This is a genomic window from Micromonospora echinospora (assembly GCF_014203425.1).
GTDB classification, from domain to species: domain Bacteria; phylum Actinomycetota; class Actinomycetes; order Mycobacteriales; family Micromonosporaceae; genus Micromonospora; species Micromonospora echinospora_A.
The window spans coordinates 4,033,064-4,047,762 of sequence record NZ_JACHJC010000001.1; the positions used below are offsets into that span (position 1 = coordinate 4,033,064).

The 14,699-nt window shown below is 74.7% G+C and carries 14 protein-coding genes; 8 read left to right on the top strand and 6 right to left on the bottom strand.

The annotated features are described in order from the left end of the window. A complete protein-coding gene (locus FHU28_RS18675; RefSeq protein WP_184685835.1) occupies window positions 1-2,058 on the bottom strand; it encodes a cellulose binding domain-containing protein in 2,058 nt (685 codons plus the stop codon). 246 nt (window positions 2,059-2,304) lie between these two features. Here FHU28_RS18675 and FHU28_RS18680 point away from each other — a divergent pair, with 246 nt between their 5' ends. The 5 genes from FHU28_RS18680 to FHU28_RS33090 all read left to right on the top strand — a co-directional run bounded on the left by FHU28_RS18680 (window position 2,305) and on the right by FHU28_RS33090 (window position 7,045). Next, window positions 2,305-3,054, top strand: a complete 750-nt coding sequence (locus tag FHU28_RS18680; protein WP_184685836.1) for a lytic polysaccharide monooxygenase — start codon at window positions 2,305-2,307, stop codon at window positions 3,052-3,054. Beyond that, complete coding sequence (locus FHU28_RS18685) at window positions 3,039-3,671, top strand: DUF305 domain-containing protein (protein ID WP_184685837.1); 633 nt, start codon at window positions 3,039-3,041, stop codon at window positions 3,669-3,671. The genes FHU28_RS18680 and FHU28_RS18685 overlap by 16 nt, the downstream gene beginning before the upstream one ends. A gap of 311 nt (window positions 3,672-3,982) precedes the next feature. After that, on the top strand, window positions 3,983-5,572 hold the full coding sequence (locus FHU28_RS18690; RefSeq protein WP_184685838.1) for a DHA2 family efflux MFS transporter permease subunit: 1,590 nt from the start codon (window positions 3,983-3,985) through the stop codon (window positions 5,570-5,572). A 127-nt stretch (window positions 5,573-5,699) separates the two neighbouring features. Further along, the gene (locus FHU28_RS18695; RefSeq protein ID WP_073829615.1) at window positions 5,700-5,924 is read left to right on the top strand and encodes a hypothetical protein; all 225 of its coding nucleotides are present in this window, start codon (window positions 5,700-5,702) and stop codon (window positions 5,922-5,924) included. A 35-nt stretch (window positions 5,925-5,959) separates the two neighbouring features. Next, window positions 5,960-7,045 (top strand): NYN domain-containing protein, encoded by a 1,086-nt coding sequence (locus tag FHU28_RS33090; protein ID WP_184685839.1) that lies wholly within the window; start codon window positions 5,960-5,962, stop codon window positions 7,043-7,045. Between the two features lie 185 nt (window positions 7,046-7,230). Here the strand turns inward: FHU28_RS33090 and FHU28_RS18705 are convergent, their stop codons facing one another. Continuing rightward, on the bottom strand, window positions 7,231-8,469 hold the full coding sequence (locus tag FHU28_RS18705) for a hypothetical protein (protein WP_311773615.1): 1,239 nt from the start codon (window positions 8,467-8,469) through the stop codon (window positions 7,231-7,233). Between the two features lie 91 nt (window positions 8,470-8,560). On the opposite strand from FHU28_RS18705, the gene FHU28_RS18710 reads away from it, so the two are divergent. Both FHU28_RS18710 and FHU28_RS18715 read left to right on the top strand, forming a co-directional pair. Continuing rightward, window positions 8,561-9,034, top strand: a complete 474-nt coding sequence (locus FHU28_RS18710) for a molybdenum cofactor biosysynthesis protein (RefSeq protein ID WP_184685840.1) — start codon at window positions 8,561-8,563, stop codon at window positions 9,032-9,034. Between the two features lie 152 nt (window positions 9,035-9,186). Then, window positions 9,187-9,753, top strand: coding sequence for a sigma-70 family RNA polymerase sigma factor (locus tag FHU28_RS18715; RefSeq protein ID WP_184685841.1), 567 nt, complete (start codon window positions 9,187-9,189; stop codon window positions 9,751-9,753). Between the two features lie 119 nt (window positions 9,754-9,872). Here FHU28_RS18715 and FHU28_RS18720 read toward each other — a convergent pair whose 3' ends face one another. Continuing rightward, a complete protein-coding gene (locus FHU28_RS18720; RefSeq protein WP_116505560.1) occupies window positions 9,873-10,610 on the bottom strand; it encodes a zf-HC2 domain-containing protein in 738 nt (245 codons plus the stop codon). Window positions 10,611-10,659: 49 nt separating this feature from the next. After that, window positions 10,660-12,060 carry an acyl-CoA synthetase gene (locus tag FHU28_RS18725; protein ID WP_184685842.1) on the bottom strand — a complete coding sequence of 467 codons (1,401 nt, stop codon included), beginning with the start codon at window positions 12,058-12,060 and terminating at the stop codon, window positions 10,660-10,662. A 116-nt stretch (window positions 12,061-12,176) separates the two neighbouring features. On the opposite strand from FHU28_RS18725, the gene FHU28_RS18730 reads away from it, so the two are divergent. Next, a complete protein-coding gene (locus tag FHU28_RS18730) occupies window positions 12,177-13,304 on the top strand; it encodes a CaiB/BaiF CoA transferase family protein (RefSeq protein WP_184685843.1) in 1,128 nt (375 codons plus the stop codon). Between the two features lie 25 nt (window positions 13,305-13,329). Here the strand turns inward: FHU28_RS18730 and FHU28_RS18735 are convergent, their stop codons facing one another. Together FHU28_RS18735 and FHU28_RS18740 are read right to left on the bottom strand one after the other, a co-directional pair. Next, on the bottom strand, window positions 13,330-13,746 hold the full coding sequence (locus FHU28_RS18735; protein ID WP_184685844.1) for an ASCH domain-containing protein: 417 nt from the start codon (window positions 13,744-13,746) through the stop codon (window positions 13,330-13,332). 60 nt (window positions 13,747-13,806) lie between these two features. Continuing rightward, entirely contained in the window at window positions 13,807-14,682 is an 876-nt protein-coding gene (locus FHU28_RS18740; protein ID WP_184685845.1) for an alpha/beta hydrolase family protein, read from the bottom strand. Window positions 14,683-14,699 lie beyond the last annotated feature (17 nt).

Here is a 14,699-nt window from a genome sequence, read left to right on the forward strand (position 1 = left end):
TCAGTGCAGGGTGCAGACGGTCCCGTTGAGGCGGAACGCGCCCGGCGGCACGTTCGGTCCGCTGTACGCCCCGACGAACCCGACGGTCGTGCTCCCGCCGTCGGCGGCGAGCCGCCGGTTGTCGTCGGTGGGCGTCACCCGGACCTGTCGGCCCTCCTGGTTCCAGGTGGCGCTCCACCCGCTGTTCACCTGCTGCCAGGCCGTCGGCCAGGTCCAGGTGAGCGTCCAGCCGTCCAGCGCCTTCGCGCCGGTGTTGATCACCTCGACGTTGGCCACGTACCCGTTGCCCCAGTCGTTGTCGTCGTTGAAGCGCACCGCGCAGGAACTCTCGGCCGGGCTGCCGGTGGCGAAGGTCAGCGGCGGCGACGACCACGAGACCCGCCCGGCGGTGTCCCGGGCCAGCACGTTGACCGTGTAGCGGGCGCCCGGCTCGAGGTTGCCCACCGTCAGCGACGTGCCGGCGGTCTCGCCGAGCTGCTCGCTGACCGCGCCGTACTGCCTGTGCACCTCGTACTTGGCGATCGGGGACGCGCCCGGCGTGGCCGCCGGCCAGGAGATGGTCGCCGCGCGGTCGGTCACCGCGCTCGCCGTCGGCCGGCCCGGGGCGCCGGGCCGCCCGGCCGAGCTGCCGGCCGGTCGCAGCACGAGCGTGGTCAGCGAGTACGGCGGCAGCGTGCGCACGGTGGCGCTGCCCGAGCGGCCGGTGCTGATCCCGGTCGCGCCGTTGGCGAGGGTGTGCACGGTCGGCGCCTCGTCGGCCGGGGTGAACCCGGCGTAGTCGAGCGCCACCGGGTACGCCGTGTCCGGGTCCTTGTTGAGCAGCAGGACCGCAACGGTGCCGTCCGGCCGCCGGACCGCGTGCGCGGCGACGAGCGGCTGGTCGGTCCCGGCGCGGACGAGCTGGTCACCGGGCCGGGCGAACAGGTTCATCATGGACATCGCGTGGTACGGCGCGAACGGGGTGTTGAACGGCGGCTGGCACACCTCGCCGTCGCTCGTGCAGTTGCCGCTGGACAGCATCCCGAAGTCGCCGTAGTCGGTCTGCCCGGCCACCTCGGAGACCGTGCCGATGCCGTTGTGCACGTTCCACCACTGCACGGTGAAGACGCCCTGCTCCAGCAGGCCGCTGTAGGCGTCGGCGAGGAACAGCGCGCCGGGCGCGGTGGTGCGCCCGGCGTCCACGTTCAGCTCGGTGAAGCTGATCCCGATCCGGTCGGCGCCGGGGCCGGCGTACCGGGCGATCTGCTGGCGCAGCAGCCAGGCCGCGTCGGGCAGGTGGTTGGTGCGGGCCAGCGAGTCGGCGGCGTTGCCGCCCGGGTACCAGTGCACGTCCACGAAGTCGATCTTCGGGCCGGCGAGGGAGAGCACGGTCTGGTTCCACGGTCCCGGGTCGGACCCGGCGGTGATCCCGTCGGGCCAGTTGCCGGGCATGGTGAGCACCGCGCCGACCTTGATGCTCGGGTCGACCGCCTTCATCGCGTCGGCGTACTCGATCACCAGCCGCGCGTACTGGGAGGCGCTCTTGTCCGGGTGGTCGTCCGCCTCCCAGGCCGAGCCGTAGTGGCCGTTGCCGTAGTTCTCGTTGCCGACGGTCCACCACTTGGCGCCGTAGCCCTTGGTGACGTTGGCGTAGCGGACCCAGGCCGCCGCCTCGGCGGGCGTGCCGGTGCCGTAGTTCGCGATGATCATCGGCTCGGCGCCGACGCGCCGGGCGCCGGCCATGAACGTGTCGAAGTCGGTGTTCGGCGCGACGTAGCCGCCGGGCGCGGTGTGCGTCTCCCAGTGGTAGATGTCGGCGTACGAGCCGCCGGGGTAGCGCAGCATCTTCACGCCCGCCGCCTTGAGCAGGTCGGACGTCTCGGCGCTGCCGAGCTGCGCGTCCCAGATGGCGTGGTTGACGCCGAGCGCGGTGGCCGGGACGGTGGCCAGCCCGGCGCGGGTGTTCACGGTGACGGTGACCGGACCGGTGGGGTCGGCGGCGGCGACCGGCCCGCCGACGGTGCTGAGCGCGGTGGCGAGCAGCAGCAGGCTGGCCGCGAACGCAGTGGGTCTTCTCATCCGGGGAAGTCCTTCGGGGGAGTGGAACGACGGGGAGATGCCCGGTTCTGCGTCGTCCTCCCGGAGCCGTGACGGCGGCGGGATGCCCACGAACGACGATCGGCTCCGCGCGGCGAGCCATCGACGAGGATCATACGCCCGGCGTTGGGGAGTGCAGGGCTTAATTTATAGACAGGAGTCTTTACTGTTAACAATGTTTAATTTATGTTCGGGGCACCTTCCGTTTCCCCTGAAGGAGTTGCCACCATGCGCCGAAGAATCACCCTCCCGCTGCTCACCGCCGGCGCCGTGACCGGCACGCTGGCGCTCGCCGCGCCCGCGCAGGCCCACGGCTACGTCTCGTCGCCGCCCAGCCGCCAGGCGCTCTGCGCGCAGAACCGGGTGCCCGACTGCGGCCAGATCAAGTACGAGCCGCAGAGCGTCGAGGGCCCCAAGGGCCTGCGCAGCTGCCACGCCGGCATCGCCCAGTTCGCGGTACTCAACGACGACAGCCGCAACTGGCCGGCCACCTCGGTGGGCAGCACCGCCACGTTCACCTGGGTCAACACGGCCCGGCACGCCACCGCAAACTGGGAGTACTGGATCGGCGGCACCCGGGTCGCGGTGGTCGACGGCGGCGGCCGCCAGCCCGGCGCGACCGTGTCGCACACGGTCAACCTGGGTGGCTTCTCCGGCCGGCAGAAGCTGCTCGCCATCTGGAACATCTCCGACACCGCCAACGCCTTCTACTCCTGTGTCGATCTGCAGATCGGCGGCGGTGGCGGCAACCCGACCCCGTCGCCCACCCCGACGGCGGCGCCGACCACCCCCGCGCCCTCACCCACGCCCACCCGGACCAGCACGCCGGCGCCGGGCGGCACGTGGACGGCCGGGCGGACGTACCAGGTCGGCGACACGGTGACCTACGACGGCCGCACCTACCGCTGCCGCCAGGCGCACACCGCCATCGCCGGCTGGGAGCCGCCGAACGTGCCGGCGCTGTGGCAGCAGGTCTGAGGCCGCGTACCCGCGCGGCGGAGCCGGCCGGTCCCCGGCTCCGCCGCGCGTCCGCCGCCGCCCTGCTCGGCGTGGTGCTGGCCCTGCCCGGGTGCGGCGGGCCGCCCGCCGCTGATCCGTCCCCGCCGGTCCCGTCCGCCACGGCCTCGGTCCCGCCCGGCGCGGACGCCACGGTCAGCGGGATCGACGCGCTGTTCCTGGCCATGCTGGTGGCCCACACCGAGCAGACGCTGGAGATCGTCCGGCTCGGCCTCGACCGCGTCACCGATTCGCACATCCGCACGCTGATCGCCGCCGTGCGGGCCACCGAGACCGACGAGCTGGTCACCATGCGCGAGTGGCTGCGCGACGCCGGCCCGTCGGCCGCCGCCGCGGCCGCCCGGCACGACCACTCCGGGCACAGCGACGCCGCCGCCGGACTGGCCCGGCTGCGCGCCGCCGCGCCCGCCGACGCCGACCGGGTGCTGCTCGACGTGCTGAGCCGGCACCAGCGCGCCGCGGCCGAGCTGGCCCGCGCCCAGATCACCGCCGGCACCAGCGAGCGGGTACGCGAGCTGGCCCGCCGGGTCGAGCGCTCCCGGACCGCCGAGATCGAACTGATGGGTCAGATGGGCTGAAACGGCGCGTCGGCATGCACCCCGAGCTGCCCGGACGCGTGATGACCTTCGTCACGTCGCCGTTGCGCCCGCCGTCCCGCCCAGCCGCCCGAATCGGCGCGCAACCACCCTTTTCCGTGAGCCGCCGGCCCGCCGTGCGGCCGTGCGCAGGTCCGGGACGTTCGTCAGTCGGCAAAACCCGCCGCGGCGCGTCACCGGTCGTGGTTAGGCTTCCCGCCGGACGTCGCCCCGCCGCGCGTTCCGCCCGCGCCCGGACGGTGCGTGGCGACCCCCGCCTTCCCCGCAGCCGAACCGGATCCAGGAGACCGTAAGTGACCCAGCAACCCGTCGCGACGTCGACGAAACTCGACGCCGCGGTGCTCAAGGTGGCCGGCGTCGTCGTGCTCGGCGCGATCATGTCGATCCTCGACGTGACAGTCGTCAGCGTGGCGCTCCCGACGTTCCAGAGCGACTTCGACGCCTCGTACGCGCGCGTCGCGTGGACCATGACGGGCTACACGCTCGCGCTGGCCACCGTGATCCCGCTCAGCGGCTGGGCCGCCGACCGGTTCGGCACGAAACGCCTCTACATGGTGGCGCTGGCGCTGTTCACCATCGGCTCCGGGCTGTGCGCCACGGCCGACTCGATCGGTGAGCTGATCGCCTGGCGTGTGGTCCAGGGTCTCGGCGGCGGCATGCTCATGCCGCTCGGCATGACGATCATGACCCGGGCCGCCGGCCCGCACCGCATCGGCCGCCTGATGGCCGTGCTCGGCATCCCGATGCTGCTCGGCCCGATCACCGGCCCGATCCTCGGCGGCTGGCTGATCGACGTCGCCAGCTGGCACTGGATCTTCCTGATCAACCTGCCGATCGGCGTGGTCGCGCTGATCTACGCCCAGCTCGCCCTGCCGAAGGACAACGCCGAGCCGTCCCAGTCGTTCGACTTCCTCGGCATGCTGATGCTCTCGCCGGGCCTGGCCCTGTTCCTGTACGGCATCTCCACGCTGCCGGAGACCGGCACGATCGCCGACACCAAGGTCTGGCTGCCGATGCTGGCCGGCGGCGCGCTCGTGGTCGCCTTCGTGGCCTACTCGTTCCGGCCCCGGCACCCGCTGCTCGACCTGCGGCTGTTCCGCAACCGCAACCTCACCGTCGCCGCGATCACCATGTTCGTGTTCATCATCGCGTTCATGGGCGCCGGCCTGCTGTTCCCGAGCTACTTCCTGCAGGTACGCGGCGAGACGACGCTCGCGGCGGGCCTGCTGATCGCGCCACAGGGCATCGGCGCCATGCTGACCATGCCGATCGCGGGCATGCTCGCCGACCGGGTGCCGGTCGGCCGGACGGTCCCCTTCGCGCTGGTGCTCATCGCAGCCGGGTTCTTCACCTTCACGCAGCTCGGCACCGACACCTCGTACTGGCTGCTCTGCGGCTCGCTGTTCGTGATGGGCCTCGGCATGGGCGGCACGATGATGCCGATCATGACCTCGGCGCTGAAGACACTCAGCGCCGCCGAGGTGGCTCGCGGCTCCACGCTGGTCAACATCCTCCAGCAGATCGGCGGATCGATCGGCGCCGCGATCATGTCGGTCATCCTCACCAGCGAGCTGAACGGCTCGCGGCCGATCCCGGGCGTGACCGACCCGGGCACCGGCGCCCCGCTGACCGAGTCCCAGCTCGCCATCGCCGCGCAGCAGCGGCCCGAGCTGATCCAGCAGTTCCCGGTGCCGCCGTCGCTCATCGAGCGAGGGCTCGACTACGCCGCGGGCGCCTTCTCGACCACGTTCTGGGTCGCGTTCGGGCTGGTGCTGCTCACCTTCGTCCCGGCCGCCTTCCTGCCGCGCCGGCGCGAGCCGTCGCACCTGCTCGACGGCGAGACGGGCGAGGACAAGCGCCCGATGGCGGTGCCGATCCACTGACCGCCGCCGTGGCACGGGGCCGGACGCCCAGGCGTCCGGCCCCGTGCCGTGTCCGCGCAGCCAACCCGCCACCCGGGCCGCGACGAGCGCCTACGATCGGCACAGGAGCAGGGGAGAGGCGGGCAGCGTGAGCGCAGACGACGCGCAGCGGTCGGCGCGACGGCGTAACCGCCTGCTGCTCGCGGGTCTGCTCGCCGTCGTCGGGATCATCCTGCTGCTGCTCGGCCTCACCGTCGCCACCGGCACGGTCGCCGGCGTCGAGGTGGTGCTGGCGCTGCTGCTCCTGGTGAGCAGCTACGCGATCCAGCGCCTGGCCCGCCGCGAGACCGTGTACCGCGACGAGCGGCGCTGACCGGCGCGGCGGCCCGGCCGGGCTAGGCTGCCAGTGTGGATCACGAAGACCGCATCGCGCTTTTCCTCGACTACGAGAACCTGGCCCTGGGCGTACGCGACCACCACGGTGGCGGAGCGTTCGACTTCCGGCCGATCGCCGACGCCCTCGCCGAGCGAGGGCGGGTGGTGGTGCGCCGGGCGTACGCGGACTGGTCGTACTTCGACGAGGACCGGCGGATGCTCACCCGTTCGCACGTCGAGCTGATCGAGATTCCGCAGCGGATGGGCGCCTCCCGGAAGAACGCCGCGGACATCAAGATGGCGGTGGACGCGGTCGAGCTGGCGTTCGAGCGCGGCTACATCTCCACGTTCGTGATCTGCACGGGTGACAGCGACTTCACCCCGCTGGTCCACAAGCTGCGCGAACTCAACAAGCGGGTGATCGGCGTCGGGGTGGAGAAGTCCACCTCCGCGTTGCTGCCGCCGGCCTGCGACGAGTTCCTCTACTACGACCGCCTCGAAGGCGTCGACGTACCGCCGCCGGCCGCCCGCCGGTCGCGTCCGGCCCGGACGACGCCGCCCGGTCCGGCGGCGGAACCGGCAGTGGAACCGCTGGCGGAGGCCGCGCCGGCCGAGGAGGGGCGGGCACGGGACGTCGACACACTCGCCGTCCAGCTCGTGCAGACAGTGGCCGGTATGCAGGGCAGCTCGAGCGGCGACGTGACCGCCTCCGCGCTCAAGCGCGCCCTGCTGCGGAAGGACCCCACGTTCAGCGAGTCCGACTACGGCTTCCGTACGTTCGGCGAGCTGCTGCGCCACCTCGCCGCGCGCAACGTGGTGGAGCTGGCGGCGGGGCCGGCAAAGGGTGACCCGGAGGTGTCGCTTCCGGAGCAGGGAGACCGGGACGTCGCGTTCGGGCTGCTGCGTTCCGTGGTGGTGGACCTGGCCGGCGAGGGCGGCACTGTGGCGCTGTCCGGGCTGAAGGACCAGCTCCGGCGCGCCCGGCCCGACTTCAGCGAGAAGAAGCTCGGATATCGCGGCTTCCTGCAGTTCTGCAAGGCGGCCGCGACGGGCGGCGTCGTGGAGCTCCGCTGGAGCCCCGAAGACGGCGACTACCTGCTGACCCCCCAAACCCCCTGACCCCACCCACCCACCCGCCCCTCGGTCCCGCGATCTTGCACTTTCGGCCCGCCTGAAGCGGGATGAATCCGGCATGTGCGGGGCGTCAAGTGCAAGATCGACGGCGTGGGTGAGGCGCGGTGACCGCGAGGGCGGGCGTGGCGACTGCGGGCGAGAGGGCGCGGGAGAACGGCGTGGGGACGGCGTCAGGGGAGCGTTGCGTCTGCCTGGGCTGTTGCGCCGGAACTGACGTCCAGGCCGAGGGGCAGGCCCATCAGGTCCAGGATGCTCGGCTCGGCTGATGCGGCGGACGGGCTCGGCTCCGCTGTCGGACCGGGCTCCCCGGTCGGAGCCGGATCAGCCGTCGGGCTCACGCTCGGCGCCGGGATCCCCGGATCGGCGGGTGGGCCGGACGATTCGACGATCACGGGCGTACGGCCGCTCAAATGGGTCGACGGGGAACCGGCGGCAGGTGGCGCGGTGGTGAGGACTCGATCACCCGAACCGGCGGCCGGAGGTCGCGGCGCGGGCCGGGGCGGCCGGGGCGCCGGGGGAGCCGACGGGCCGACCGGAGTCGCCGCGGGCGGCGCTGACGAGACGGCCGGCGCGGGAGCAGTCGCCGGGTGGGTCGCGGTTCGGCCTGCCGGATGGGTCTGCCCGGCGGTCGCCGTCCAGGTGCCGGCCGAGGTGACGCCCAGCAGCACGGCCACCGCCGTGACGCCCGCCGCCGCCAGCCGTTGGTTGAGCGCTCGTTCGGCAGGGGCGTCGTACGGCCCGAGCGGCCGGGGCGGCCGGGGCCGGGCGGCCCGGTGGGCCGACCACAGCGCCTCGACGTCCTCGACCACCGCCTTCCGCGTGCCGGTGGCGTCGGCGTGGGCCAGGGTGAGGTAGAACCGGGCGTTCGCCGCGCCCGGCGCCGGCACGCGCAGGCCCGCCGGTGCGCCGCCGTCGGCGCCGTGCAGCAGGGTGACCGGACGGCCGGGGTGGTGCCCGGGGCCGCGCAGACTCCGCAGGGGCCACTCCCGCCCGACGTCGGGCCCGGCGAAGGCCACCCGCCGGTCGGTCACCACCGCGGCGCCGCTGGCGACCACGCGCAGCCCCGCTGGTAGCGGGCCTTCGGCCGGGTCGAGACAGCCGGCGAGCGTGCCGCCCGGCACCGACAGTCCGGGCAGGTGCCGGGCCGTGGCCTCGACCAGGTCGACGGTGGGCAGGATGCGGTAGACGACCTCGCCGTCGTCCAGCGGCACCGGTAGCGCGGTGCCCGGCAGGACGCATCCGCGGAAGTCTGCCGCTTCGATCCGCAGCCGGTCGAGGTGCTCCGCGCGCCGCCGCCAGGCCCGCGCCGCCGCCTCGTACGCCTGGCGCCGGCGCTCGTTCTCGCGCCGCGCCCAGGCCAGCCGCCGCCGGGGATGAGCCCCGATCGCGTCGGGTCGCCTCGCCGTCACACCTGGTACAACGGCCTGCTCGCGGCACGGATACGTGAGCGCGGCTATCGTCCGGTTTGGCGATGGTATGCCCACGATTACACTTCGGGGCATGCCGCGGATCGTCCAGTTGCTGGCCTCGCCCGTGCACCGGTACGTGGGCCGCCCCGCGGACGGGCCCGCCCCCGCGCCGCCGGGTGAACTGGTCGAGCGGGTGGAGGTGCGCGCCGGACTCGGCATCGTCGGTGACCGCTACTTCGGCCGCCCGGCGCACCGGCAGGCGAGCGTCACGCTGATCGCGCGGGAGTCGCTGCCGCCCGGCGCGGACCTCACCCAGTTGCGGCGCAACGTGCTGACCGACGGCATCCCGGTGGACGAACTCGTCGGCCGGGTGCTCACCCTCGACTCCGGCGACGGTCCCGTCCGCCTGCGGGTGCACCGGGCCGCGCCGCCGTGCGCCTGGCTCGACGTGGTGGTCGCGCCCGGCACCTGGAAGGCGATGCGACGCCGGAGCGGCGTGCGCTGCGCGCCGCTCACCGACGGCGTCCTGCGGGTCGGGCCGGTCACCGTCTGCGTCGACGACTGACCGGTTCGGGAACTTTTCCGGGCGGCCGGCCGACCAACCGGTGGTCGCCGACAGTCAGGCCCGGTGGCAGGAGGGACGCCAGGGATGAACCGAGCGGGCTGCGGATCCGTACCGTCCGGCATGACCATGTCGGGCCTTGGGGCCGGCCGCCGATGAGCCCGGACGCCGACGACGAGCAGGTGACCGGGTGGGCCCGGCGCGCCGCCCGCGGCGACCGGCTGGCCGCCGCCGCGTTCGTCCGTGCGCTCCAGGCGCCGGTGTGGCGGTTCCTCGCCCACCTGGCCGGACCGGCCGAGGCCGACGACCTGGCCCAGGAGACGTTCCTGCGCGCGCTGCGCAGCCTGCCCGGATTCGCGGGCCGGTCGTCGGCGCGTACCTGGGTCTTCACCATCGCCCGCCGGGTCGCTGTGGACCACGTCCGGGCGGCGACCGCGCGGCCCCGGACGGCCGCGCTGGCGGACTGGCAGACCGCCGCCGAGGCGGCCGGGGCGGTGACCCGCGGCGGGGAGGACGGGGTCGTGTTGCGCGGGCTCATCGCGGCGCTCGCCCCGGACCGGCGGGAGGCGTTCGTGGCCACCCAGGTGCTGGGCCTGTCCTACGCCGAGGCCGCCGAGGTGTGCGGCTGCCCGGTCGGCACCATTCGGTCCCGGGTCGCCCGCGCCCGGGAGGACCTGGCCGCCGCCTGGTCCGGCGACGTCCGCGACCGCCGGGCCCGCTGACACCCGCGCGGCGTCACCGGCCGCCCGCGCCGCGCCGCCGGCCCGGTGGCGCAGACCCCGCGCGGCATCACGTCAGGCGGCGCCGAGCCGGTGGCTCAGGCCCCGCGCGGCATCGCGCGTCAGGCGGCGCGCCGGTCGCGGGCCTGTGCGGGGTACGGGCCGGGGCGTACCAGCCGCAGCGGCGCCGGCGCGGCCGGTTCCTCGGCGCGCAGCGCCCACCGCGATCCGCTCGACCGGCCCCGCCCGGGTGGCGTGTCGCCGGGGCGCCAGCCCGGCCGGGACAGCACCAGCATCACGGCCCAGCCGACGAGCAGGAAGCCGTGGCTGACCAGCCGGGTCATCGCGACCTGACCGGTGATCAGGTCGTTCACCGACAGCAGCACCAGCGTGGCGACGAACGCGCTGAGCATCGGCAGCAGGCCGGACGGCGTGGACCGGCGTGCCGCCACGTAGAGGAACCCGGCGCCGACTGCCACGTTCCACGCCGCGGACTCGTGCCACAGGTGCTGGCCGGAGGCGTGCGCGTGCGCGACGACCGCCTCCCGGCCGATCTGGGCCAGGCCGAGCACGAGCTGCACCGCACCGAGCAGCCCGAGCGCCCCGCGCAGTCCGAGCGCGATCCGCTGGCGGCGGCTCGGCCGGGGCGGCGGCGCGGCGGCGAGCACCGCGTCGACCAGGTCGGGTACGCGCGGGGCGAGCTGCGTACGGGCCCGCCGGGTGACCGCCGCGGCCGAGTCGAACCAGCCCCGGCAGCCGGCGCACCCGGTCAGGTGCGCCTCGGCCGCCTCGATCTCCGAGCGGGACGCCTCACCGTCCAGCTGTGCCGACAGGATCTCCCGCCACTGCTCACACGCCATGTAGGGATAGTCGTCGGGAGGGGCGCGCTGGTTCCCGGCGGGGTACGGGTCACGTCTCGGTCAGCAGGGTCTTCTGCACCTTGCCCATCGCGTTGCGGGGCAGCGCGCCGACCAGCCGCACCTGCCGGGGGCGCTTGTGCGCGGACAGGTGCCGCGCCACGAAGTCGATCAGCTCCGCCTCGGTCACGCCGTCGCCGACCACGTACGCGGTGACCTGCTGCCCCAGGTCGGGGTGGGGCGTGCCGACCACCGCCGCCTCCCGCACGCCCGGATGGGCCAGCAGCGCGTCCTCGACCTCGCCCGCCCCGATCCGGTACCCGCCGCTCTTGATCAGGTCGGTGGCGGCCCGGCCGACGATGCGGTGGGCGCCGTCCGGGTCGACCGTCGCGACGTCGCCGGTGCGGAACCAGCCGTCGGCCGTTCGGGTGGCCGCGTCGGCGTCCGGCCGGTTCAGGTAGCCGTCGAAGAGCGTGCCGCCGCGTACCTGAAGCTCACCCATGGCCGCGCCGTCGGCCGGCAGCGGGCCGCCGTGCTCGTCGCGCACCCGCGTGTGCACGCCGGGCAGCGGCACGCCCACAATGCCGGGCCGCCGGGGACCGTCCGCGCGGGCGCTCACCGTCACCAGCGTCTCGGTCATGCCGTACCGCTCCAGCGGCCGGTGCCCGGTCAGCCCGGCCAGCGCCGTGAAGACCGGCTCGGGCAGCGCCGCGCTGCCGGACACGAGCAGCCGGGCGCCGCGCAGCGCCCGCGCCGCCGCCGGTTGCGCCGCGATCCGCGACCAGATGGTGGGTACGCCGAAGTACAGCGAGCCGCCCGCGCCCGCGTACCGCTCGGGGTGCGGACGGCCCACGTGGCGCAGCCGGCTGCCGACGCGCAACGGGCCGAGCACGCCGAGCACCAGCCCGTGCACGTGGAACAGCGGCAGGCCGTGCACCAGCAGGTCGTCCGGCGTCCACGCCCAGGAGTCGGCGAGCCCGTCCAGGCAGGCGGCGACCGCCCGTCGGGACAGCACCGCGCCCTTGGGCGCGCCCGTGGTGCCGCTGGTGTAGAGGATCAGCGCGGTGGCCGCCGGGTCGGGTTCGGGGTGCCTGGTGTCCGAGCGCCGGGCCAGGTTCAGCGGCACGAGCGGCGGCGAATCGGCTTCCCGCGTGCCCGGCACCGCCAGCAGCAGCTCCGCGCCGGAGTCGCGCAGGATGTGGTCGCGTTCCATCGGGCCCGCGTCGGGCGGCACCGGCACCACTGCCGCGCCGGCGAGCAGCCCGCCGACCACGCCGACCACCGTCTCCAGGCTCGCCGTGGCGGGCACCGCCACCCGGGTCGCGCCGCGCAGGTCGTCTGCGACCGCGGCGGCCGCCCGGCGCAGCTCCACCCAGGACAGCGACCGGTCCTGCACCCGGATCGCGCCCGGACGCTCGTCGGTGGCCTCGGCGAGCCGGCTGAGCAGCGGCACGGGCACCCCTTTCCCGGTACGTCCCGACGTACCGTGACCGTAGCCGGACGGGCCACCCCTGCCCGGTCCGCCGTCAGGAATGTGTCATCGTGGTCGGCGGCGAGGGAGGGATGGGCATGTCGGGTCCGTTGCACGGGGTGCTGGTCGCCGACTTCTCCCGGATCCTCGCCGGGCCGTACGCGACGATGCTCCTGGCCGACCTCGGCGCGGACGTGGTCAAGGTGGAGTCGCCGGGCGGCGACGACACCCGGGGCTGGCGGCCCCCGGTGCGCGACGACGTCTCCACCTACTACCTGGCGGTCAACCGCAACAAGCGCTCACTGGTCCTCGACCTGACCGACCCCGGCGACCTGGCGCTGGCGCACCGGCTGGCCGACCGGGCCGACGTGCTGATCCAGAACTTCCGCCCGGGCGCGCTGCGCCGCTTCGGCCTCGACCACGACACGGCCACCGCCCGCAACGCCCGCCTGGTCTACGCCTCGATCAGCGGCTTCGGCGCCGCCGGGGGCGCCGACCTGCCCGGGTACGACCTGATGGTGCAGGCCGCCGCCGGGCTGATGAGCCTCACCGGGGACGCGGACGGCCCGCCCTACAAGGCCGGCGTCGCAGTGTTCGACGTGATCGCCGGGCTGCACGCGGCGGTCGGGATCCTGGCCGCCCTGCGGCACCGCGAGTCGACCGGGCGCGGGCAGCACGTCACCGTCGACCTGCTCTCCTCGGCGTTGTCCGGGCTGGTCAACCACACCAGCGCGCACGTGGCCGGGGCAGCGCAGCCGCACCGGATGGGCAACGCGCACCCGAGCATCGTGCCGTACGAGCCGCTGCCCACCGCCGACGGCGAGCTGGTGGTGATCGCCGGCAACGACGCGCAGTTCCGTACCCTCTGCCGGGTGCTGGGCGTGCCGGAGCTGGCCGACGACGAGCGGTTCCGGCGCAACGCCGACCGCACCGCGCACCGCGACGAGCTGCGGCCGCTGCTGGTGGCGGCGCTGTCCCGGCGCGGCAGCGCGCAGTGGTTCGGCGAGCTGCGCGCGGCGGGCGTGCCGTGCAGCCCGATCAACTCGGTGGCCGAGGGCGTGGCGCTGGCGCAGGGGCTGGGCCTGGAGCCGGTGGTGACGACCGGCGGGGTGCCGGGGATCCGGAACCCGATCGGCCTGTCCGGGGCGCCGCCCCGCTACGACCTGCCGCCGCCGGAGCTGGACGAGCACGGCGACCAGCTGCGCGCCTGGCTCGCCGGCCCGTGAGCCGGCCCGTGAGCCCGGCACGTGGTCAGAGCGTCTCGACCAGGCGGAAGCGCTCCAGCACGGCCAGGGTGTCGTCGTCGACCGTGAACGCGGGGTCGCCGAGCCAGCCGCGGTAGTCGTCGCCGTGCCAGAACCGCTCGTGACCGGCCCGCCAGGCGGCGACAGTGTCGAACCCTTCGCCCTCGTCCCGCGCGTGGTCGAGATCGACGTCGCCGAGGCGGGCGACACGGACCTCGACCAGCTCGATCACCGCCACCGCCCGGCCGTCGGAGTCGATCACCGCCGACCGGGTGCCGACTGCCGGCAGCGGCTCACCGTCGATCTCGTAGTCCTGGAGCAGCCCGGTGGTGGTGGTCTTGCTGCCGTCGAGCACGGCGGCGACGAGCTGGTCGCGCAGCGGGCCGGGAAAGGCGAACTCGAAGGTGGGCAGATCGGCGTCCATGCGCGGCAGCGTAGCCGGGTCACGCGGGGTGGGCGACCGCCTGTTGCGGCGCCCGGCCGCTCAGCCCGGCGGCAGCGTCCGGTCCAGCCAGTCGAGCAGCAGCCGCTCGTACTGCGGGCTGACGCCGTCCAGATCCTCGCTCTCGCCGAGCGTGGGGGCGTGGTCGCAGCCGGCCAGCCGGGCCACTGTCAGCTCGATGTTCCGGGCCGTCCGCCGCCACACCGCGAGGCTGTCCTCGATCGGGATCCAGGCGTCCGTCTCGCCGTAGCAGAGCAGCACCGGGCCGGTCAGCCGCGCCAGCACCGGCGCCGGGTCGTGGTCCATGTCGGTCCAGGCGCCGGGCCGCTCCGGCAGCTCGTCGGGCAGGAACGTCAGCGGGAACCACCGCCGCCGCGCCGCCGCGTCCAGCGCCGCCTGCGCCGCCGGGCGGGACACCTCGCCGCGCTGGTAGCCCTCGGCCAGCCGGCGCAGCTCGGCCAGCTCGGCCAGGTCGGCCGGCCCGTAGCCGTGGCGGCGGAGCTGCTCGGCCGTCGCGTAGCGCATCTGCGCGGCCGGGCTCACAGCACTGCACCCGACCAGGACCAGGAAGTCGACCGGACAGCGGGTGGCGGCGAGCGTCGCCGCCCACGCGCCCTGGCTGAACCCCCAGAGCCCGACCGGAACCGCCCCGACGTGCCGGCGCAGCTCGGCGAGCGCGGCGCAGGCGTCCTCGGCCTGGTCGGCAAGTGGCACGTCGTGCCCGTCGACGCGGGGGCGGCGGTCGTAGCGCAGCACCGCGATCCCGGCCGGAGGCAGCAGCCGGGCCAGGTGCGCGTACAGGAAGTGGGAACGCTGCCCGGCGTGCGAGCCGTGCAGCACCACCAGGCCGCCGCGTACCGGCCCGGCCGGCAGGTCCAGCATCCCCGGCAGTCCCGCCGCGCCGATCGTCGTCTCCATGCCGGGCAGTGAACCAC

Coding starts and splice junctions, on each gene's coding strand:
- FHU28_RS18710 (WP_184685840.1), top strand. CDS start 8,561: ATGCCGCGGATCGTCCAGTTGCTGGCCTCGCCCGTGCACCGGTACGTG.
- FHU28_RS18715 (WP_184685841.1), top strand. CDS start 9,187: ATGAGCCCGGACGCCGACGACGAGCAGGTGACCGGGTGGGCCCGGCGC.
- FHU28_RS18740 (WP_184685845.1), bottom strand. CDS start 14,682: ATGGAGACGACGATCGGCGCGGCGGGACTGCCGGGGATGCTGGACCTG.
- FHU28_RS18675 (WP_184685835.1), bottom strand. CDS start 2,058: ATGAGAAGACCCACTGCGTTCGCGGCCAGCCTGCTGCTGCTCGCCACC.
- FHU28_RS18680 (WP_184685836.1), top strand. CDS start 2,305: ATGCGCCGAAGAATCACCCTCCCGCTGCTCACCGCCGGCGCCGTGACC.
- FHU28_RS18730 (WP_184685843.1), top strand. CDS start 12,177: ATGTCGGGTCCGTTGCACGGGGTGCTGGTCGCCGACTTCTCCCGGATC.
- FHU28_RS18735 (WP_184685844.1), bottom strand. CDS start 13,746: ATGGACGCCGATCTGCCCACCTTCGAGTTCGCCTTTCCCGGCCCGCTG.
- FHU28_RS18720 (WP_116505560.1), bottom strand. CDS start 10,610: ATGGCGTGTGAGCAGTGGCGGGAGATCCTGTCGGCACAGCTGGACGGT.